Genomic DNA, 21225 nt, shown 5'->3' with positions numbered 1-21225 from the left:
GGGCCGTGATGCTGACGTCGCCGAGCCGCCGAACCACCACCAGCCGTCTCGAGGGGCGCCCCGAGGTCCGCTTCGCGCACTTCGCGCAGGCCTGGGTGCGCCACCACCAGGAAGCCCTCTCCGCGGCGGGCGGGGAGCAGGTCCGGGACGTGTGCGACGTGGGGGGCGGCGCCAACCCGCTGCTGGCACCGGACGAGGTCGAGGCCTCGGGCGTCCGCTGCACGGTGCTCGACGTCTCCGCGGACGAGCTGCGCAAGGCGCCCGCCGGCTACGCGACCGAGGTGCTGGACCTGTGCGCCGGGCCGCCGCCGGAGCACCTGCGGGGGGGCTTCGACCTGGTCGTCAGCAAGATGACCGCGGAGCACGTGCCCGACGCGCGGGCCTTCCACCGCTCGGTGCACGCCCTGCTCCGCCCGGGGGGCACCGCCATGCACTTCTTCCCGACGCTGTGGACGCTGCCGCTGGTGGTGAACCTGGCGCTCCCCGAGGCCGTCGGTGCGGCGATCCTGCGCCGCCTGCACCCCCGCGACGCCCACCAGGAGGCGAAGTTCGTCGCGCACTACGACTGGTGCCGCGGACCGGGCGAGCGCCAGTTCCGCAGGCTGCGGTCGACGGGCTTCGAGGTCGTCGCCTACGAGGGCTACTTCGGGCACAGCTACTACGACCGCGTCCCGCCGCTGGACGCGCTGGAGCAGGCCAAGGCGGGCTTCCTCGTACGGCACCCCGTGCCCGCCCTGACCTCGTTCGCCCGGGTGGTCCTGCGACGTCCGTGAAGCGCTATCCCGTCGCGGGACGCCCGCAGCGTCCCGTGGCGTGGCAGCCCAGAACGTCGAGGACCGGCCGCGGGGACCCGTCGCGCCGCAGGAGACCGAAGTGGTCCTGGTGGGCCCGCCCCGTGGAGGTGTCGGACGCGGCGTACCAGTAGACGCGCCGGACCCTCGGGAACTCGGTCCTCAGCAGCTCCAGGGCCTGCTGGAGGTGGCGCGCCTGCTCCGCCTCGTCCACTCCCCTCGCCCAGGGCGGCGTGCTCGCCAGGTCGCCGTGGACCGACCACCCGAGCTCGGTGAGCCACACGGGCGACGCGTCCCCGCGGCGGTCCATCTCGGCCAGCAGCGCGTCGAGGTCGCGCAGGCCGTGCCCCTCGGGCGGGACCGGGTCGAGCGGTGACGCGTCGGAGGGGCTGGGGTAGGGGTGCACGGCCAGGACGTCGAAGCTCCCCTGGGCGCCGGCCTCGTAGCACCGTCGCAGCCAGTCGACGTCGACGTACTCCGTCCCCCCGAGCACGGTCCACGCGGAGCGGTCGCCCGCCCGGACGGCCCCGTGCGCCGCGCGGAGCAGGCGGGTGTACGCGACGGGGTCCGGCGGGTCGAGGTAGGTGGCGCTGTTCGGCTCGTTCCACACCTCCCAGGCGACCACCTCGTCACGCCAGCGCTCCGCTGCCCAGCGCAGCGCCGCGGCGTAGTCGGCGGGGTCGGCCGGCAGCGAGCGCTCCCCCCGCGGGGGCCGCGCCCATTCGGGCGTGAGCCAGAAGGTGGCCGTGACCTCGAAGCCGCGCTCGTGCGCCATCGCGAGCACGCGGTCGACGAAGGGCACCCCCCACGCCATGTCGTAGCGGTCGCGCCCGGCCGGCTGGATCATCGCCCACGACACGTCGATGCGCAGGTGCCGCACGCCCCGCGCGGCGAGCCGGTCGAGCACGAGCGCCCGCTCCCCCGGGCCCCACTCGTCCCAGAGCCCGTGGAACTGCGCCCCCACGACGGGCCCGTGATGCTCGCCGCGGACCTCGGCCGGGCCCTCGGGCGGGGTGGCGCCGGAGCCGGCGAGGACCGCCAGCAGCAGGGCGAGGACGGCGGTCCCCACCGGGCGACGCGGCCGTCGGGGACCGCCCTGCGCACCGACGCCGCCGCGCTCCACCTGCTCACCGTAGGACCTGGCGGCAAACGTTGTCCCGCTTGTCCCGCAGCCCGCCGCCGCCTTTGTCATCCGGGGTCCGGATCGCACTCAGGACGTGCACGAGATGATCGACGGAAGGCTGTCAGGTGACTCCCGGATGGCTACTGTGCAACACGTACGGGCGAGCGACGACGTCGCCCGGCGACTCTCGGCCCGGGGGTGGGGATGAGGCTCGAGGCGACGCGGCGGCTGGTCCGCCAGCGCGGGAGCGCTCTGGAGGCCGGCCGGTGGACGGCGGGCACGGCCGGGGCGCCCCCGACCCGGGGCGCCGTGCTGCACGTGTCGCAGGTCAGCGAGATCGGCGGGCTGACCCACTGCCTGCTCGACCACCTGGTGCACCAGCGGGCGCTGGGCTGGAGCGTGCTGCTCGCGTGCCCACCGGGGGAGCTCGCGGACCGGGCGGGCGACGCGGGCGTCCAGGTGCTCGCCTGGGAGGCGGCGCGCGCTCCGGGACGGAGCACCGGGGGCGAGGTGGCGGCCCTGCACGGGCTGGTGCGCAGCACCGCCCCGGACCTGCTGCACCTGCACTGCGCGAAGGCGGGGCTGGCGGGCCGGCTCGCGGTCCGCGGCGGTCTCCCCACCGTCTTCAGCCCGCACGCCTGGTCCTGGCGCGCCGTCGAGGGCGCCGTGCGCCGCCAGGCGCTCGCCTGGGAGAGGTTCGCCGTCCGCTGGACCGACCTCGTCGTGTGCGTCAGCGAGGCGGAGCGCCGCGAGGGCGAGGATGCCGGGGTGCGCGCCCGCTGGGAGGTGGTCCCCAACCGGGTCGACCTCCCTGCCCACGCGCTGCTGCGCACCCGCGCTGCGGCGCGCTCGGCCCTCGGCGTCCCGCAGCACGCGCGCGTCGTGGTGTGCGTCGGGCGGCTGTGCCGCCAGAAGGGCCAGGACGTGCTGCTGGACGCGTGGGAGCGCCTGCAGGGCGCGGGCCTGCTCGTCCTCGTGGGCGGGGGGCCGATGGAGGAGGAGATCGTCGCCCGGGCAGCGGGCCTGCGGGGCGTGCGGCTCGTCGGGGTGGCGCCGCGGCACGAGGCGCTGTCGTGGATGACGGCGGCCGACGTCGTGGCCCTCCCCTCGCGCTGGGAGGGGATGTCGATCGCCGCCCTCGAGGCGCGCGCCCTGCAGCGGCCGGTGGTGGCGAGCGACGTCGTCGGCATGGCGGAGGCGCTCGAGGGTGCAGCGGCGACGCTGGTCCCCCCGGACGACCCTGCCGGCCTCGCCCGGGCCCTGTCCGCGGCGCTCGCCGCCACCGGGAGCGCCGACCAGCCGCCCGGCCTGAGCGACCCCTGGGGCGAGCCCGCGACCCTGCACGGTGCGCGGCGGCTCTCCGAGCTCTACGAGGACCTGCTGGCCCGCCGGCCGGCACCGCGGCCCCGGAGGTCCGCGGCCAGGGCTCGGGCCTCCGCCGCGACCTGACGCGCGTGCTCGCGGTCGTCGCGCCGCTGGTGGCTCCGCGGCGAGGAGACGTTCTCGGCCCACAGCCGCAGCCCGAGGTGCTCGAGCAGGTCCGCCAGGACCGCCGGTGCGAGGACCGGGGTCCGTCCCCGCAGCAGGTGCTCGAGCAGCAGGTCGCGGTCGTCCTGCCGGCGCAGGGTGGTCCAGAGCCGCACCGCGTCCGTGCCCGCCGGCGCGGGGCCCAGGTGCTCCCAGTCGACCACGAGCACGCCGTCGGCCGTGCCGAGCACGTTGCGCGCGTGGAAGTCCCCGTGGGCGGCGGCGGCCACCGGCAGCGCCGCCGCCCGCCCCCGGGCGCGCCGCAGCCGCAGCAGCGGCACTCCCGCGGCGCGGGCCCGGGCGGCGCGGGCCAGCACGGTCCGGCGCGGCGCCCGCCACGTGCTCGCCGCGGGGCCGGCAGCCGGCGGCGGAGCGGCCCGTGCCACGCGGCGCGCGGCCTCCAGCGCCGCGAGCACGTAGTCGGCACCGGCCGAGGCGGTCGGGCGCACCGCGGCGGACACCGCCCAGCGCCCGGCCGCGTCGGCGCGCAGGACCGGGACCGTCCGCACGCCCTGGCCGGCGGCCCACGCCCGGCCCCGCAGCTCGAGCAGGACGCGGCGGACGCCGTCCGGCGCGCTCGCCACGTCCACCACCACGCCGTCGCCGGCGAGGTGCCGGACCGGCGACGGCGGCCCCGCCGCCGGCGCCTCGACCAGCCGCGCGGGGTCCACCCCGAGGCCGTGCAGCTCGCGGACGAGCGGCGCGGGGAGCTCCCTCACCGGTCCCCGCCGCCGGTCCCGCCCGTGCTGCCCACCGGTGCCCCCGTCGCCCGCGAGCGGGCTCGCCGGGCCGCCAGCCCCAGCGAGAGCGCCGCTGCCACCCCGAGGGCGCCCGGCACGAGCCCTCCGACCGGGGAGGCGGGCGCGGCCGGGGCCCGGCCCTGCCGCGGCCGGGCGAGCGGCACCTGGTGCAGGGGCGCCGGCGACCCCTCGGTGCCGACGAGGAGGGAGGCGCCGTCGGCGGCGTACGCGACCGCCTCGCCCTGCGGCGAGGCGGGCAGCGGCACCACACGGGGCTCGCCGTCGCGCAGGGCGGCGACGAGGTCGGTGTCCGGGGCGTCCCACTCGTACGCGTCGAGGTAGGTGCGCAGGACGAGCCGCGTGCCGTCGGGCGACAGCGCCGCACCGGTCACGAGGGTCGAGCCGTCGCCTGGCGTGCGCCCGGGGACGTCGCGCAGGTCGACGTCGGCGACGCGGCGCAGCGGCGTGGTCTCGTCCGGCAGCACGGGGGCGGGGGCGGCGTACACGCCGGCCACGCCGCTCGAGGACTTGGTGACCACGAGCACCGTCCCGTCGGCCGCCACCACGAACGCCTCCGCGTCGTGCGGGCCGTCGGGGTAGCGCAGCGGGTGGGCGGTCGTCCGCTTGCCGTCGGCGCTCAGGGCGTGCAGCGCCACGACGTCGCGCCGCACGCGGTTCCCGCCCGTGTCGCCGAGCCACAGCGTGCCGTCCGGGCGCAGCGCGAGGTCCTCGACGTCCACGAACCGGCCCGGCACCGGGCGCACGGCCGTCACGCCGCAGTCGGGGCCCAGCTCGTAGACCGCGGCCGGGGGCTGGTCGGAGACGGCGTACAGCTGCCCGCCCCGCGCCGCGAGGCCGCTGAGGCCGGCGAGCCGGGGGTCCTGCACGGTGCACACGAGGAGCCCCGCGGGTGCCGCGGCCGCGGGGCCCGCGAGCGCGGCGGGCGCGGCGAGCACGGCCAGCACGGCCAGCACGGCGACCGCGGCGGGAGCGGCGCCGGCCACGAGCCGGCGCCCTGGCCGCACGCGGCAGGGCCCCCCGAGCAGCGCCACGCGACACCTCCCCGGCCGCGCGGGCGTCGTCGGCCCCGCGGTGGCGGCGAGCATAGGCGCGCGCGGCCGCCGTCCGCCGCGGGTCGCGCGACTGCGCGGCACCGGGACGGCGGCGCACGACCGTTGCGCGGAAGCCCCGTGCGCAGGGCCCGTGCGTGCCTATGCTCGGCGCGATCCACCACCCTCGGGGGGCGACGTGCGACGCGACGACGTGGTCCGGCGCGCGCGACGGGGTGCCACGGCCCTCCTCGCGCGGCGTGCGGTCGCGGGCGTCCTCGTCGCCCTGGCGGTCATGGCGGGGGTGGCGCAGCAGGTGCTCGGGCAGCCCGAGGAGTACACGAGCACCGCCGTCGTCAGCTTCGCGCCGCGCGCGGACCGCCAGCTCGGGGCGGACACGCTCGAGGTGCTGTCCGCGAAGTACGTCGCGTACATCTCGGCGCCCGCCACCCTGCGGCGCACGGCAGCGGAGACGGGCACCGACGCCGGCGCGCTCCAGGACGCGGTGTCCGCCGTCATCCCGCCCGCCACGGCGAACCTCTCCGTCAGCGCGACGGCCGCCGACCCGGCGGAGGCCGCGCGGCTGGCCAACGCGCTGGGCGCGGCCGTCGTGCGCCAGTCCGCCGTTGACGTCAACCTGCGCGCCGACCTCGTGGCACCCGCTGTGGAACCCGCGTTCCCGAGCGGGACACCGCCGCGGCTGCTGCTGGCCGCCGGCGCCGTCGTGGCCGTCGCCGCCGGGGCGCTCGCCGTGCTGCTGCTGGGGCGGCTCGCGACGCCGTCCCGCAGCGGCCCTCGAGGGCTGGTGGCCCCGCGTCCCCGCGCCCGGGAGCGGAGCCGGCGGGGCGGGCCGGCCGCCGGCCCGCCCGGTGAGGTCGCGCCCCCGCGGAGGTCGGTCCGGTGACCGCGCGGCGAGCGCGCCTGCGCGTCTGCGCCGTGCTGCCCAAGGGGTTCGTGGGCGGCGCCGAGGCCTGGCTGCTCTCGCTGCTCGACGCGACGCAGCGCCTGGACGTGAGCGCCGTGCTCCTCGAGGCCGGGCCGCTGCGGGGCGAGCTGGAGCGCCGGGGCGTGCCCGTGCGGGTGCTCCCGGTGGGACCTCGACCGGCCGACCTGGCGAGGGCCGCGCCGGAGGTGCACCGCGTCCTGCGGCGCCTGGACCCGGACGTCGTGCTCGCGAACGGGGTCAAGGCGCAGGCGGCGGTCGCGGTCCCGGCCTCGGTCCAGGGCGTCCCGGTCGTGTGGGTGAAGCACGACTACAGCCACGACCGGGCGCTCGCGCGCCCGCTCGGCCGGCTCGCGACGCGCGTGGTGACCACCGGCGACGGCGTCGCGGACGCCACGGGGCGCGACGACGTGGTGCTCGTGCCGCCCCCGCGCCCGCCCGACCCGCTCCCGCGCGCCGCGGCGCAGGCGGAGCTGCGGCGGCGGGGCGTCCCCGCGGACGGTGCGCCGGTGCTCGCCATGCTCACCCGCCTCATCCCCTACAAGGGCGTCGACGTCGCGGTACGGGCCCTCGCGCAGCCCGGCGCCGCGGGCTGGCGGCTCGTGGTCATGGGGTCCGAGGACCCCGCCGCCCCCGGCGAGGCCCGCCGCCTGCGCGCGGTCGCCCGCGGCTGCGGGGTGGCCGGGCGCGTGCACCTGCTCGGGCAGGTCCCCGCCGCCGGTCGCCTCCTGCGCGCCGTCGACGCCGTCGCGGTCCTCACCCACCCCGACGGTCGCGGCCCGGGGCGCGAGGGCGCGGGCATGGCGGCGCTCGAGGCGATGGTGGCGGGCACGCCCTTCCTCGCCCTCGACGACGGCGGGCCGGTGGCGCGCCGGGCGGCCGGCGGCTGCGGGGTCCTCGTCGGCCGCGCCGAGCCGGCGGCCGTCGCCGCGGCCCTGGCGGGCCTCGACGCCGCCGCGCGCGAGCGCCTCGGGGCGCGGGGGTCGGCGCTGGTGGCCGACCACCCCCGGGCCGGCTCCTGCGCCGACGACCTGGCCGCCGTGCTCGCCGAGGCGGCGGGCCTGCCGGGCGCCGGCACCGCCGGGGGCCCGCCGCTGAGCGTCGTCACGACCGTCCTCGACGAGGCGGCGTCGGTCGACGCCCTGCTCGACGCCCTGCTGCCCCAGCTGCGCGACGACGACGAGGTGGTCGTCGTCGACGGGGGGTCGCGCGACGCGACGCCGTCCCTGGTGCGGGCGCGGGGTCGCGCGGACCCCCGGGTGCGCCTCGTGGAGGACCCCGGCGCCGGGATCTCCCGCGGGCGCAACACCGGGGTGCGCGCCGCCCGGCACGGCACGGTCGCCTGCACCGACGCGGGCTGCCACCCCGACGCCGGCTGGCTCGACGCCTTCCGGGCGGCGGCCGCGGAGCGGCGGCCGGCCGACCTCATGACGGGCACCTACCGGGCGGCCCACCGGCCCGGCTCCGCCGTGGAGGCGGCGTGGACGGCCGTCGGCTACCCCGACCCCGACGAGGCGCGGCGCGCGGGACCGCTCGTGCGGGCGTACGGGAGGGCCTTCGGGCGCCTCTACGACGCCACGCTCCCGACGGGGCGCTCCATGGCGTTCCGCCGCAGCGCCTGGGCCGCTGCGGGGGGCTTCCCCGAGCACCTGCAGACCGCCGAGGACGTGCTCTTCGGGCGGGCGGTGGTCGCGGCGGGTGGTCGCGCCGTGCTCGTGCGCCGCGCCCTCGTCACCTGGCAGCAGCGCGAGAGCCTGGCGGCCACGCTGCGGATGTACCGCTCCTACGGCCGGGGCGGCGGGCTCGCGGGCTCGCCCCTCCTCGTCGGCCGGGACGCGGCGCGGGCCCTCGCGTACGTGGCCGGCCCGCTGGCCCTGGCGCGCGGCGGCCCGGCCGTGCGCACCGCCGTGGTCGCCGGCGCGGCGGCCTACGCCTCGCTGCCCCTGGTGCGCGTGCGCCGGCACCGCCTCGGCGCCCGGGCCGCCGCCCTCGTGCCGGTGGTCGCGGGCCTGCGCGACCTCGCCAAGGCGGTCGGGTGCGCACAGGGGCTCGCACGGCGCGCCCGGTCCCGCGCCCGGGGTGCGGACGCGCGGTGAGCAGCGGGCCGGGAGGGGCGGGGCGCACCCCCGCCGCCGCAGGAGCCGCGGCGGTGGCCCTCGCGGCCGTCGGCGTGCTCGCCGGGGCCGTGCTCGGGCTCCTCGGCGGCACCGCCGGCGCGGGCGCGGTCCTGGCCCTGCCCCTGGCCGGTGCCGCGGCGGCGCTGGCGCTGCGCGACCCGCGCTGGGCCGTGGCCGGGACCCTGGCAGCGGCTCCCTGGGGCCTCGTCGAGCTCGCGGCCGGGGTGCAGGTGGTGCAGGTCCTGGGCGTGCTGACCCTCGGGGCGGTCGTGCTGGGGCGCCGTCCCGCGGCGCCCGCCCGGGCGCTGCCCGCTGAGCTGCTGTGGGCCGGCGCCCTCGTCACCTGGGCGCTGGTGACCACGCTGCCGTCCTCGACCTTCCAGCGCTCGCTGCGCGTGGACGCCAACCTGCTCGTCGGCCTGGCGCTGTGCGCCTGCGTGGTCGCCGTGTGCCGACGCGGGCCGGACCTCCGGCTGCTGCTGAGCGCCTGGTGCGCCGGCTCCCTCGTGGTCTGCCTGCCCGCGCTGCAGGGCGCCGGCGGCCTCAGCAGCAGGTACGGCGGCGCGCTGGTCGAGGGCCGCGCGACCGGCGCGTTCGTGCAGCCGAACGAGTTCGGCACCTACTGCATGACGACGGTCTTCGTCGCCCTCGCGCTCCTGCTCGCCGGGGGCCGCCGGGTGCAGCGCGGCCTGGCCGCGGCCGCCCTGGTCGCGGGCCTGCTGGGGCTCGCGCTCTCGCTCTCGCGCGGTGCGTGGCTCGGCACCGCGGCCGGCCTGGTGGCCCTGCTGGTGCTCCGCCCCGCGCTCGCGGGGCCGGCCCTGCGCGCCGCGGCCGCGGGCGCGGCCGCCCTCGCGCTGCTGCTCGCCCTCACCCCGCTCGGCGGGGCGGCCGCCGTCGTCGGGCAGCGCCTGACGAGCGTCGCCGACCCGGCCGGCAACCCGGACGACCACCGCGACCTGGTGTTCCGCGAGGCCGCGCGGCTCGTCGCGGAGTCCCCCGTGACCGGTCACGGACCGGGCTCGTTCAAGGTGGAGGCCGAGGAGGCGGACTCCCTCGTCGCCGCCTACCACCGCCTCCACGCCCACCAGGTCCCCTTGCACGTCGCCGCGGAGACGGGCCTGGTCGGCCTCGCCCTGCTGCTGGGCCTGACCGCGGCGACCGGCGCGGCCGTCGTGGCCGCCGCCCGCTCGCCGGCGCCCTCCGCCGCGTCAGGGCCGGTCGCGGCCCTCGGCGGGGGGCTCGTCGCGGTCGCGGGCCAGGGCCTGGTCGACGTCACCTTCCAGAACCCCCTCGTCATGGCGCTCGTCTGGGCGCTGCTCGGTCTCGCGTCCGCCGCGGCCGGCACCGCCCGCGCGACCCTCCCGCCAGCGCGGGTCCCCGGAACGTCGCCGCTCGCCCCGCACGTCCCCGGGGCCGCGCCGTGAGCACGGCGCAGCACCGGCCGCCCCCGGTGCCGGCGGCCGCCGGCCTGGCGAGGGGCAGCGCCCTCGGCATGGCCGGCGCGGTGGCCAACGGGCTCCTCGCGTTCGCGCTGACCGTGGTCGTCGGCCGGGCGCTCGGGCCCGCGGGCGCCGGCGTCTTCTTCGCCGCGGCCGCCCTGTTCACCATCGCGAGCAACACCCTCGAGCTCGGCGCCGACACCGGGCTGGTGCGGGCACTGGCGGCGGCACGGGCGACGGGTCGGCTCGAGGACCTGCGCCCGACCGTCCGTGCGGCCGTCCTCCCGGTGCTCGCCGCGTCCGTGCTCTGCTCCGCCGGCGTCGCCGCCGCGGCCCCCTGGCTGGCCCGGACCTTCCTGCCCGGTGCGGGACCGGGCGGCGCTGCCGACCTCCTCCGGGTGCTCGCCGCCGCGCTGCCCTTCGGCGCGCTCACCGCGGTGGCGCTGGGGGGCGTGCGAGGCCTGGGGCGGGTCGCTCCGGTCGTCCTCGTCGAGAACGTCGGGAAACCGTTCTCACGCGTGGTCCTGGCCGCTCTCGTGGCGCTCGCGGGCGGCTCGGCCCTCATGATGGCGGCCGCCTGGGTGCTGCCCGTCCTCGCCGGCGCGGTCGTCGCCGGGGTGCAGCTCGCGCGCCTCCTGCCCGCCCGGCGGCCCGGTGCCGCCACGGGCGCGCTGCCACCGCGCGCGCTCGCCGCGCCCTTCTGGCGCTTCAGCGCGCCGCGGGCCGTCGCCGCCACCGTCGAGGTGCTGTCGGCCACCGTGGGGCTGCTCCTCGTGAGCGCGCTCGCCGGCTCGGCGGACGCAGGGGTGTACGCCGCCGCCGCGCGCTACGTCGTCGCGGGGTCGCTCGTCCTCACGGCGGTACGGCTCGTCGCGGCCCCCGCCGTGGCCCAGGCCATGGCGCAGCGCGACCGCCACGCGGCGTCGGACCTGCACCTGACGTCGACGGTGTGGGTGGTGCTCGCGTCGTGGCCGCCGTTCGTCCTGGCCCTCGCTTTCCCGGCTCCGCTGCTGAGCGCCTTCGGGCCGGGGTTCGAGGACGGCGCGACCGCCCTGGCCCTCCTGGCGGCGGGGATGCTCGTCAGCCTCGCCGCCGGCAACGTGCAGACGGTGCAGCTGATGAGTGGTGGCAGCGGGGTGAACCTGGCCGTCGTGCTCGGCTCGCTCGCGGTCAACGCGGGGCTCTGCCTCCTGCTCGTGCCCGCCCACGGCGTCACCGGCGCCGCCGCCGCCTGGGCTGTCTGCCTCGTGCTGGAGAACCTCCTGACCGCCGCGGACGTGCGCCTGCGCGCGGGCGTCAGCGTCGTCGGCCAGCCCGTCCTCCTCGCCGCCGCCGTCGCAGGGGCCGCCTACGGGGGCGGGGCCCTGGCGGCGCGCACGGTCCTCGGCGACGGCGCCGTGGGCCTGCTCTGCGCCGCGGCGTCCGGCACGCTCGCGTACGCCCTCCTGCTCCTGCTCGCGCGGGACCGCCTCGGGCTGCCTGCCCTCGTCGCGGCCCTGCGCGGGACGACCACCGCACCCACGACCTGAGGGAGTCACGATGGCCCAGCACGTGGAGGTCCCCGACCGGCTGCGCACGCTCAAGCGCAGGGTCCCGGCCCCGGCCAAGGCGGCGGCCCGCCGGGCGCTGCGCACCGCCGGGGTCGCGACGGCCGGCAGGCGGGTACCCCCGGACTTCCTGCTCGTCGGGACCAAGCGCGGGGGCACCACCTCGCTGTGGAACTACCTGGTCGCGCACCCCGGGGTGCTGCCGATGTTCCCCGCGGCGCAGCAGATCAAGAGCCCCCACTACTTCGACATCCACTACGGGCGGGGCCGGGACTGGTACCTCTCGCACTTCCCCACCGCGGGGCAGCGCGAGCGGGCGCGACGGCGCACCGGGGCACCCGTGCGCACCGGGGAGGCCAGCCCCTACTACGTCTTCCACCCGCTCGCGCGGGAGCGCATCGTGCGGGACCTGCCCGACGTGCGCGTCCTCGTCACGCTGCGCAACCCGGTGGACCGGGCCTACTCGCACTACAACGAGCGCGTGGGGGGCGGCACGGAGCCGCTGCGCACGTTCGAGGAGGCGATCGAGGCGGAGCCCGAGCGGCTGCGCGGCGAGGAGGAGCGCATCCGCCGGTCGCCCGGCTACTACAGCCACCACCACGACAACTCGTCGTACCTCGCCAGGGGGCGCTACGTCGAGCACCTGGCGCCCTGGCTGCGCGACCTCCCCCCCGATCGCCTCCTGGTCCTCGTGGCCGAGGACCTCTACGCGGACCCCGACCGCACCTTCCGGCAGGTCTGCGCGTTCCTGGGGCTCGCGGGCTGGACGCCCCCCTCCTTCCCGCGCCACAACCACCTGCCGGCGCGCGGCATGGCCCCGGCGACCCGCGCGCGGCTCGTCGAGCACTTCCGCGGGCCCAACGCCGAACTGGCCCGGGTGCTCGGGCGCGACCTGCCCTGGGACCGCTGACACGCCAGAGGGGCGGCGGTCCGGGGACCGCCGCCCCCCGGGCGGCTCGTCGGTGCGCGGGCGTCAGCGCCGCGCCACGAGCGCGGTGAAGAGCGGGCGCGGGGTGAGGTCGCGCCGCAGGATGCCGTAGCCGTCCTGGTGGGCGTCCCCGGTCTGCTTCTGCCGCTCCGCGTAGACGAACGCGCGCTGCACCTGCGGCCAGCGGGCGAAGATGTCGAAGGCCCGGACGGTGTAGTCCGCCTGCTGCTGCTCCGTCACGCCCAGGGCCCACGAGGGGGCGCCGGCGGCGTTCGGGTGGACCGACCAGCCGAACTCGGTGACCCACACGGGCTTCGCGCCGTCGCCGTTGGCCCGCATGAGGTCGAGCAGGGCCGGCATGTGCAGGATGCGCCAGGTGCCGATGTCCGGCGCGTCCGGGGCCTCGTTCGACGCCCCCTGGTAGGTGTGCACGCCCATGACGTCGAACGCGCCCTTGGCGCCCGCCGCGTAGGCGAGGCTGTAGAAGTCGTCGACCGGAGCGGCGCCGGGGCGCACCGCGACGCGGTCGGCCCCCGAGAAGACGACCTGCATGCCGGGTGCCGCCGCCTTGATGGCGCCGTGGGCGGCCTTCAGCACGGCGACGTACTTCGCCGGGTCGACGACCTGCACGAAGTCCTTGAGGTTGGGCTCGTTCCACACCTCGATCGCCGAGACGGACGTCGCGTAGCGCGCGGCGAGCCAGCCCGCCACCGGGCGGATGCGCGCGGGGTCGGCAGGCAGGACGCGCGCGGTGGACGCGTACGCGGTCGGCCGCGCCCACGCCGGGCTGCGGTCGAGCGTGAGCAGGACCTCCAGGCCCCGGGCACGGGCGCCGGCGACGCAGCCGTCGAGCAGCTTCACGTACCAGTTCGCAGGGTCGGGCAGCGCGGTCGCCGTGGGCTGCAGGCCGTCCCAGCCCACGTCGATGCGGACCGTGCGCACCCCGGCCTCGACCAGCTTGTCGAGGACGGCGGCGCGCTGCGCGTCGAAGGCGTACGTGCCGTAGCCGCTGGCGCCGGACCACATGCAGTGGAACTGCGAGCCCACGCCGACCGGGGGCTCCACGGGGCGGAGCAGCTCCACCTCGAGGGCGGCGAGCATCGCGTTGTCCACACGGGCGGTGAACCCGAGGTCGAGGACGCCGTCCAGCACCTGCAGGTCCTTGCTCACGGTGTGAGCGGTGTTCGCGCCGGCGACGCGGTACACGTCCAGGTCGGTGACGACCGGGGCACCTTCGCCCGTGACGCTGAAGACCCTCTTCCCCGCGCTGCGGAACGCGGTTTCCGCAACGTGCAGGGTGACGCGGTAGACGCCCCGACGGGCCACCGGCACCGCGTAGCGCTGCATGCCCCAGCGGACCGACTGGTACAGGGCGTCGTCGGTGGTCCCGGCGATCGCGGCGCTGGTCCGCGCGACGGCGCCGCCCGTCGCACCGGCGTCGGCGGACCAGGCGCGGGCGTCGGCGCCCGCCGTCGACGACGACCCGCCGGCGTCGATGCGCACCGTCGTCGCGGTGGTCGTGGTGGTCGTGGTCGTCGCGGTGGCCGCGGTCGTCGCGGTGGCCGAGGCGCCGGCGGCGAGCGGGGGCAGGGCGGGGACGAGGGCCCCGGCGAGCAGGGCGGCGCCCGTCAGGGCGCGCAGGGTCCGGGACACGGGTCGATGCACGAGATCGGCCTCTCGGGGTGGGGGGTGCGGCAGGGGAGGACGGGGCGCCTGCCGGGCGCCGGGCGCCGCGGGCGGCGCGCCACCGTCACGTGGGACAGGCATCGACCCGTGCGGACGGCCCCCTCGATAGGCCGTACGGGTGAACTCGCGACGGGCCGTGCCGGTTTGACACCAGCCATGCCGTCCTGGTTCGGTCCCGTGCGCGCCATCCCGCGACCCCACGGTCGCGGGCACCCCCTGTTGGCCGCACCCCTGGAGAGACGTGAGCCCCACCCTGCCCCGACCCCGTGCCGTGCTCCTCGCACTGGCCCTGCTGCTCGTCGTCGGCCTCGTGCCGGCCGCCACCGCGAGCGCCCCGCCCTCGGCTGCCGCCGCGGCCGCCGCCCCGCCCCGGGTCGCCCTGGGCGCGCAGTTCCACGGCCTCTGGGCCGACTGGACCGACGCCCAGCGCGCCAAGGCCCTCGACACCCTCCGCGCCAACGGCGTGACCTCGGTCCGCATCGACGTGGGCTGGGGCATGATCGAGCCCCGGCGCGGCCAGTACGACTACGGCTGGGGCGTCCCGCAGGTCGACAAGGTCCTGCGCATGGCCCGAGAGCGCGGCCTCCGCGTCCTGGCGACGCTCTGGCTGACCCCCTCCTGGGCCAACGGCGGGAGGGGCGACAAGGTCCTGCCCACCGACGTGGCGGACTACGGGCGCGTCGCGCGCTTCGCAGCGTCCCGGTGGAAGGACGTCGAGGCGTGGCAGGTCTGGAACGAGCCGAACTCGGCCGCCTTCCTGAGCCCGCCGGACCCGACGGCGTACACCCGCCTGCTGAAGGCGGCCTATCCGCAGATCAAGGCGGGCAACCCGGCCGCCCGCGTGGTCTTCGGCGGCACGGAGTACGTCGACACCGCGTGGATCGACCGCGCGTACCAGGCCGGCGCGCGCTCGGCCTTCGACGTCATGGCCGTCCACCCCTACCAGGGGGACAGCAGCGCCGCCCCGGAGCACCCGACCGACGGCAACAAGTGGTGGCTCGACCAGACCCGGGTCCTGCTCGACGTCATGCGCAAGCACGGTGACGGCGCCAAGCACGTCTGGTTCACCGAGATGGGGTGGTCGGCGCACGCCAACACCAGCAGCACGCCCGTCTGGGCGCGCGGGGTGAGCGAGGCCGTGCAGGCCGACTACCTCGTCCGCAGCGTCCGGTACGCCAGTGCGCAGTTCCCGCAGGTGACGCGGGCGTACTGGTACAACTCCCGGGACAAGGCGACGGGCGACCTGCACCAGGACCGCTTCGGCCTGATGCGGCGGGACCTGACGGCGAAGCCCGCGCTGCGCGCTGCCGGCTGCGCCTACCTCGGCCGCTGCTGAGCGGACCCCTCCGGGGCTCGGGGCCGGTGGCGACCGCCACCGGCCCCGAGCTGCGTCAGCGCCTCGTCAGCCGACCCGCAGCCACACCTCGTCGAGCGCCCCGTGGAACTGGTCCCCGCTGCTCGAGACGCCCTTGCCGCCGACGGCGACGGCGGCGCCCGGGCGCACGTCCACCGCCGGCGCCGCCTGGCGCGCGGCCACGGCGCCGTCGACCACGAGCTCGACGGCGGTGGCGGTGCGGCGGCACTCGAGCTCGTGCCACCGCCCGTCGGCGATGCTGCGGGGGGCCGCGACCACGGCGCGGCGCAGGTCGCCGTCGTGCTGCCCGGCGACGACGCACCCGGGCCGGCCGTCGTCGACCTGCAGCTTCCACTGCCCGCGGTCGCCCCAGAGGCCCTTCTGGACGACGTTGGCGCCGTGGGTCACCGCGGCGGCCGGCAGGCGCAGCCGCGCGCCGTAGGCGAAGGGACGGGTGCGCGGCACCAGCACGGCAGCGTCCGGCACCTTGACGACGGCCGCGGGGCAGGCGGCGCCGGAGCACGCGGCGGGGAACTGCAGGGCCCGTGAGCCCGTCAGCGCGCCGACGACGGAGCGCAGGGCGCCCCCGCGCGCGAGCCGCACCCGCCCGTCGTTGCCCCGCCCGGTCACGTCCGTGACCCGGTCGCTGGGGAGCAGGCCGCCGAGCAGGGACTGGTCGAAGTCGAGCGCCCAGGTGGCGCCGGCGGGGACGGCGGCGGCAGGGGCGGCCGGGACGGCCGCGAGCGGAGTGGCCAGCCCCGCGGCGAGGGCCGCGGCGGCGAGCGCGCGGCGGCCGCGGCGGGAGGGGCTTGCGGGCGTGCGGGCGTGCGTCACGGCGCTCCTCGGGACGTGCGCGGTGGTGCGCCGGCGGCGGAGGGGGACCGTCGACGGTGGGGGTCGGGCCGGATGCTGCCAGTGACCTGGTGACCCACGCAACAGTCGGTCGCCGGGGGGCTGGGCCCGTCCCCGACCCGCGCGGCGCCGCCGGCGGGGAGGTCCCCCGCCCTCGCACCCCGGCCGCGCCCCGCGGCCCCGGGGTAGGGTGCCGCGCGGACGACGGCGTCCGGCACCGCACGCTGCCCCGACCCCGCTGCCCCGACCCCGCTGCCGAGGAGCCCCCCGTGACCGCTGTGGACTCCCCCCTCGAGCCGACCGCGACCGCGCCCGCCGCGCCCGGTCAGGCCGACGCCCACGCGGCCCTGCGCGCCGACATCCGCCGCCTCGGCCGGCTGCTCGGCGAGACGCTGGTGCGCCAGGAGGGCCAGGAGCTCTTCGACCTCGTCGAGCGGGTGCGCGCCCTGGTGCGCGAGGACAGCGAGGCCGCCGCGGCGCTGCTCGACGGCCTCGACACCGCGACGGCCGCGCGGCTCGTGCGCGCCTTCTCGACCTACTTCCAGCTCGCCAACGTCACCGAGCAGGTCCACCGCGGCCGCGAGCTGGCCCGCCAGCGCCGCGAGCAGGGCGGCTGGCTCGAGCAGGCCGCCGGCGAGATCGCCGCGGCCGGCCTCGGCGAGGACGCGCGCCGGGGCATCGCCGGGCTGGAGGTGCGCCCGGTCTTCACCGCGCACCCCACGGAGGCGGCGCGGCGCACCGTCCTCGGCAAGCTGCGCGACGTCGCCGACCTGCTCGACGCCCCGCCGTCGCCCCGCGTCGACCGCCGCCTCGCCGAGACGATCGACTCGCTGTGGCAGACCGACGAGCTGCGCGTGGGCAAGCCCGACGTCATGGACGAGGCGCGCAACGCCCTCTACTACTTCGACCAGCTCTACCGCGACACCGTCCCCGACGTCGTCGAGGAGCTGCACGAGCAGCTGCGCGCGGTCGGCCTCGGCGACGCCGTGGGGCCGCGGCCGCTGACGTTCGGCACCTGGATCGGCGGCGACCGCGACGGCAACCCGTTCGTGACGCCGGCCGTGACGGCCGAGGTCCTGCGCCTGCAGCACGACCACGCCCTGCGCGACGCCGCCGAGCTCGTCGACCAGCTGCGCGCCGAGCTCTCCACCTCCAGCCGCATCGCCGGTGCCAGCCGCGAGCTCCTCGAGAGCGTCGAGGCGGACCTCGCGGCGCTGCCCGGGATCGAGCCGCGCTACCGGCGGCTCAACGTGGAGGAGCCGTACCGGCTCAAGGCCACCTGCATCCGGGAGAAGATCGCCGAGACCCGCCGGCGCCTCGCCGCCGGGGGGCCGCACCGCCCGGGGCAGGACTACGCCTCGACGCAGGAGCTGCTCGACGACCTGCTCGTCATGCGCGACAGCCTGCTGGCCCACCGCGGCGAGCTCATGGCGCGCGGCTGCCTCGACCGCGCGGTGCGCACGGTGGGCGCGTTCGGCCTGCACCTGGCCACGATGGACGTGCGCGAGCACTCCGACGCCCACCACCAGGCCCTCGGCCAGCTCGTCGACCGCCTCGGCGAGCTCGACCGCCCGTACGCCGACCTGTCCCGCCCCGAGCGCCTCGCGCTGCTGCGCCGCGAGCTCGCCGGCCGCCGCCCGCTCGCCCCGGTGCCGCCGCCGCTCGACGAGGCCGGCGCCAAGACCGTCGCCGTCTTCGCGACCATCCGCGAGAGCCTCGAGCGCTACGGCGACGCGGCCGTGGAGTCGTACATCATCTCGATGACCCACGGCGCGGACGACGTGCTCGCCGCCGTGCTGCTCGCCCGCGAGGCGGGGCTCGTCGACCTGCCCGGCGGGGTGGCCCGCGTCGGCTTCGTGCCGCTGCTGGAGACCGTCGCCGAGCTGCGCGCGGCCGACACCATCGTCGGCGAGCTGCTGGAGGACCCCTCGTACCGCCGGCTCGTCGCGCTGCGCGGCGACGTGCAGGAGGTCATGCTCGGCTACTCGGACTCGACCAAGGACGCGGGCCTGGCGACCTCGCAGTGGGAGATCCACCGCGCCCAGCGCCGCCTGCGCGACGTCACGCGGCGCCACGGCGTGCGGCTGCGGCTCTTCCACGGCCGCGGCGGCACCGTGGGCCGCGGCGGCGGGCCCACGTACGACGCGATCCTCGCCCAGCCGAACGGCACGCTCGACGGCGAGATCAAGGTGACCGAGCAGGGCGAGGTCATCAGCGACAAGTACATGCTGCCGGCGCTCGCCCGCGAGAACCTCGAGCTCACCGTGGCGGCGAGCCTGCGCGCGACCGTGCTGCACCAGCAGCCGCGCTCGAGCGCCGAGCAGCTCGCCCGCTGGGACGCCGTCATGGACGTGCTGTCCGACGCGGCCTTCGCGACGCACCGCGCGCTCGTCGACGACCCGGACCTGCCGGCGTACTTCGGCCAGTCGACGCCCGTCGAGCAGCTCGGCGACCTGCACCTCGGCTCGCGCCCGTCGCGCCGCCCCGACACCGGCAAGGGCCTGGAGGGCCTGCGCGCGATCCCGTGGGTCTTCGGCTGGACGCAGTCGCGCCAGGTGCTCCCCGGCTGGTACGGCGTCGGCGCCGGCCTGGCCGCCGCGCGCGAGGCGGGCCACGGCGAGGCGCTGCTCGAGATGCACCGCGAGTGGCACTTCTTCCGCAACTTCCTGTCCAACGTCTCCATGACGCTGGCCAAGACGGACCTCGGGGTGGCGCGGCACTACGTCGAGCAGCTCGTCGAGCCGCGGCTGCGCCGCTTCCTGCCGACCATCGAGGACGAGTACGCCCGCACCGTCCGCGAGGTCCTCGCCATCACGGGCGAGCGCGAGCTGCTCGGCGCCAACCCGGTGCTCGCGCAGACGCTGCAGGTGCGCGACAGCTACCTCGCGCCGATCTCGTACCTGCAGGTGTCGCTGCTGCGGCGGGTGCGCGCCGCCGACCGGCCCGACGACGAGCTGCGCCGCGCGCTGCTGCTCACCGTCAACGGCGTGGCCGCGGGGCTGCGCAACACCGGCTGAGCCGGCCGCCGCGCAGCCCCCGCGGCGCGGCGGGGCTCAGCGCAGCAGCTGGCGCAGGTTCCAGCTGCGGTCGGCGTCGACCACGACCGCCGGCCCCGTCACCCGACCCGCGGCGAAGGGCGCCGCGCGCAGGGCGCCGTCCGCGCTGGAGCCCCACAGCAGGCGCCCGCCGGCGACGAGCAGCCCGGCGGCGCGCGTCATGTCCGGCGCGCCCTCGGCCACGAACGTCTGGGCGCCGACGACGTGCCCGAGCGGGGTGAAGTACCGGTAGAACAGCCGCGCGTCGCCCGGCACCGTGTAGTAGAGGCGGTGCGTCGCCGGGTCGAAGGACGCCCCGCTCAGCTTCTCCAGGGGGAACGGGATCTTCGCCGGCTTCGACGGGACGTCGAGGTCGGTGCGCAGGTCCACCTCGTGCGCCGGCCCGACCCGCCCGGTCGCGCGGTCGAAGGAGCGGGCGTACATCCGCCCGCTCGTGTGGCCGTAGTAGAGGGTGCCGCCGACGAGGAAGGCGCCGCGCACCTGCGTCCAGGCCAGGCCCTCCCCCGGGACGGCGCTCGCCGCGCCCGCCGGGCGCCCGTCGGCCCCGAGCGCCCGCCGCTGCAGCGCGCCCGTCGAGGTCACGCGGAGCACGTCCCCGGGCAGCGTCGACGCGGGCGTGGCCGGCACCGTCGTCCCGCCGGCCAGCGGCAGGTACGCGATGCGCGAGCGGGTCTGCCACGGCTGGCCGATCCGGGTGGTGTCGCTGCCGACCCACAGGCCGGTGCGGGTCGCGTGCAGGGCCTCGGCGCCGACGCCGCGCGCGCGGCCCGGGTCCCACGGCAGGGGCAGGCCGTTGAGCGGGTCCAGCGCGGCCAGGCCCTCACGGGGGATGGCGCCGGGACCCGCCTGCCCGCCCTGGAACGGGTTGTCGAACCACCGGAAGTGCCCGCCGACGTACACCGCCGCGCCGGTGGCCGAGACGCCGTACACGGTGTCGCCGCCGGTGTAGGCGACCCAGGTCGGCTGCTGCCCGCCCCGGGTCGCCCGCCCCTCCCAGCGCGACACCGTGTCGCACAGGGTGCCGGCGCGGGCCCCGCCGCCGAAGGCGCCGCTCGTCGTGACGACGAAGTACGACCCGTCGGGGGCGAAGTCGACGTCGCGCACCCACGCGTCGTGGTCGACCGAGCAGCCGGGGTTGAGGGCGTGCGAGAACCGCAGCGTCCCCCAGCTCGAGAGCGCGGCCGCGCCCGTGGCGGGCAGCTCGAGCACCGCGACCTGCTCGCGCGGCGCGCCCGCCACCTCGACGAAGTTGCCGACCGCCACCAGGCGCCGCCCGTCGGGAGCGACGTCCATGCGGATGATGCCGCTGCCGCCGCCGTTGTAGGTGCCCTCGAAGGGGACGGCGACCTCCGGCAGCACGGCGCCGGTGGTGGCGCTGACCGCCGCCAGGCCCTTGCGGACGTGCGCGCCGACGGTCGTGAACTTGCCGCCGAGGTAGACCCGGTCGCCGCGCACCACGACCTCGTTGACCTGCGAGCCGGGCACGGCCGGCTGGCCCGGCGCGAGGTGGCCGGCGAGCGTCAGCTTCGCGACCCGCCGCTGGGTGGTGCGCCCGTCGACCCCGCCGAAGCTGCCGCCCACGAACAGGTGGGTCCCGTCGGTGTCGATCGACTTGAGGGGGCCGGTCAGGCGGGCGTCGAACGAGGTGTCGATCCGCCCGGTCTCGGCGTCGAAGGCCACGAGGCCGCGCCGTGCGAGGTCCGGACCGTCGAGCGCCTGGCGGACCCTGGTGAAGGTGCCCGCGGCGTAGACCGTGCGCCCCACCTGCACGACGGACATCACCGCGCCGTCCATGACGTGCGGGGTGACGTCCACCGGGTCCACCGTCACCACGGAGCGCCCGTGGCTCGGTCCCGCCGCGGCCGCGGGGCCGGCCGTCGTGCCGGTGGTGCCCGCGAGGAGCGCGGCGAGCGCCGCCGCCCCCGCGGCCGCCCGCCGGCGGCGCCCGGCGCGCCCGCCCCGGACCTGCACGTCGACCTGCACGTCGTCCCCCTGTCCTCGCCCGTACCCGTGCTCGTCGTCCCCGGGCCGCGCCACGTTACGCCCGGATGACCCTCCGGTGTCCCGCTTCAC

At 78.2% G+C, this 21225-nt stretch carries 15 protein-coding genes; 9 read left to right on the top strand and 6 right to left on the bottom strand.

The genetic code is table 11. The features are described 5' to 3' along the window. Window positions 1–8 precede the first annotated feature (8 nt). Window positions 9–773: a class I SAM-dependent methyltransferase gene (locus D5H78_RS02810; protein WP_133411990.1), complete on the top strand. Its 765-nt coding sequence runs from the start codon at window positions 9–11 to the stop codon at window positions 771–773. 4 nt (window positions 774–777) lie between these two features. On the opposite strand, the gene D5H78_RS02805 is transcribed toward D5H78_RS02810, so the two are convergent. Next, window positions 778–1860 (bottom strand): cellulase family glycosylhydrolase, encoded by a 1083-nt coding sequence (locus tag D5H78_RS02805; protein WP_165865572.1) that lies wholly within the window; start codon window positions 1858–1860, stop codon window positions 778–780. A 258-nt stretch (window positions 1861–2118) separates the two neighbouring features. On the opposite strand from D5H78_RS02805, the gene D5H78_RS02800 reads away from it, so the two are divergent. Then, window positions 2119–3363, top strand: a complete 1245-nt coding sequence (locus tag D5H78_RS02800) for a glycosyltransferase family 4 protein (protein ID WP_119948839.1) — start codon at window positions 2119–2121, stop codon at window positions 3361–3363. Here the strand turns inward: D5H78_RS02800 and D5H78_RS02795 are convergent. Continuing rightward, window positions 3282–4160 (bottom strand): phosphotransferase, encoded by an 879-nt coding sequence (locus D5H78_RS02795; RefSeq protein WP_119948838.1) that lies wholly within the window; start codon window positions 4158–4160, stop codon window positions 3282–3284. The two genes, D5H78_RS02800 and D5H78_RS02795, sit on opposite strands and share 82 nt — an antisense overlap. After that, the gene (locus D5H78_RS02790) at window positions 4157–5233 is read right to left on the bottom strand and encodes an SdiA-regulated/phytase-like domain-containing protein (RefSeq protein ID WP_119948837.1); all 1077 of its coding nucleotides are present in this window, start codon (window positions 5231–5233) and stop codon (window positions 4157–4159) included. Before D5H78_RS02790 ends, D5H78_RS02795 begins: the two co-directional genes overlap by 4 nt. A 196-nt stretch (window positions 5234–5429) precedes the next feature. Here D5H78_RS02790 and D5H78_RS02785 point away from each other — a divergent pair, with 196 nt between their 5' ends. From D5H78_RS02785 to D5H78_RS02765, 5 genes are read left to right on the top strand one after another with little or no spacing between them, the layout of a single operon-like run. Continuing rightward, the gene (locus D5H78_RS02785) at window positions 5430–6134 is read left to right on the top strand and encodes a hypothetical protein (protein WP_133411989.1); all 705 of its coding nucleotides are present in this window, start codon (window positions 5430–5432) and stop codon (window positions 6132–6134) included. Continuing rightward, window positions 6131–8269 carry a glycosyltransferase gene (locus D5H78_RS20225; RefSeq protein WP_119948835.1) on the top strand — a complete coding sequence of 713 codons (2139 nt, stop codon included), beginning with the start codon at window positions 6131–6133 and terminating at the stop codon, window positions 8267–8269. The genes D5H78_RS02785 and D5H78_RS20225 overlap by 4 nt, the downstream gene beginning before the upstream one ends. A 53-nt stretch (window positions 8270–8322) precedes the next feature. Continuing rightward, window positions 8323–9714, top strand: coding sequence for an O-antigen ligase family protein (locus D5H78_RS02775; RefSeq protein WP_119948834.1), 1392 nt, complete (start codon window positions 8323–8325; stop codon window positions 9712–9714). Further along, the gene (locus tag D5H78_RS02770; protein ID WP_119948833.1) at window positions 9711–11258 is read left to right on the top strand and encodes a lipopolysaccharide biosynthesis protein; all 1548 of its coding nucleotides are present in this window, start codon (window positions 9711–9713) and stop codon (window positions 11256–11258) included. The genes D5H78_RS02775 and D5H78_RS02770 overlap by 4 nt, the downstream gene beginning before the upstream one ends. Window positions 11259–11268: 10 nt before the next feature. Further along, entirely contained in the window at window positions 11269–12186 is a 918-nt protein-coding gene (locus D5H78_RS02765; protein WP_119948832.1) for a sulfotransferase, read from the top strand. A 63-nt stretch (window positions 12187–12249) separates the two neighbouring features. Here the strand turns inward: D5H78_RS02765 and D5H78_RS02760 are convergent, their stop codons facing one another. Further along, window positions 12250–13857 (bottom strand): malectin domain-containing carbohydrate-binding protein, encoded by a 1608-nt coding sequence (locus D5H78_RS02760; protein WP_177891088.1) that lies wholly within the window; start codon window positions 13855–13857, stop codon window positions 12250–12252. Window positions 13858–14131: 274 nt separating this feature from the next. Here D5H78_RS02760 and D5H78_RS19535 point away from each other — a divergent pair, with 274 nt between their 5' ends. Continuing rightward, window positions 14132–15226, top strand: a complete 1095-nt coding sequence (locus D5H78_RS19535; RefSeq protein ID WP_119948830.1) for a cellulase family glycosylhydrolase — start codon at window positions 14132–14134, stop codon at window positions 15224–15226. A gap of 66 nt (window positions 15227–15292) precedes the next feature. On the opposite strand, the gene D5H78_RS02750 is transcribed toward D5H78_RS19535, so the two are convergent. Further along, complete coding sequence (locus tag D5H78_RS02750) at window positions 15293–16078, bottom strand: LamG-like jellyroll fold domain-containing protein (protein ID WP_119948829.1); 786 nt, start codon at window positions 16076–16078, stop codon at window positions 15293–15295. 296 nt (window positions 16079–16374) lie between these two features. Between D5H78_RS02750 and ppc the strand changes: the two genes are divergently transcribed. Then, a complete protein-coding gene (gene ppc, locus D5H78_RS02745) occupies window positions 16375–19113 on the top strand; it encodes a phosphoenolpyruvate carboxylase (RefSeq protein ID WP_119948828.1) in 2739 nt (912 codons plus the stop codon). A gap of 36 nt (window positions 19114–19149) precedes the next feature. Here ppc and D5H78_RS02740 read toward each other — a convergent pair whose 3' ends face one another. After that, entirely contained in the window at window positions 19150–21189 is a 2040-nt protein-coding gene (locus D5H78_RS02740; protein WP_133411988.1) for a hypothetical protein, read from the bottom strand. Between the last annotated feature and the right edge of the window lie 36 nt (window positions 21190–21225).

The sequence above is a fragment of the Vallicoccus soli genome, assembly GCF_003594885.1.
Classification (GTDB): Bacteria; Actinomycetota; Actinomycetes; order Motilibacterales; family Motilibacteraceae; genus Vallicoccus; species Vallicoccus soli.
Note: the sequence above shows the minus strand (reverse complement) of the source record. Positions and strands in the feature narration are given on the sequence as shown.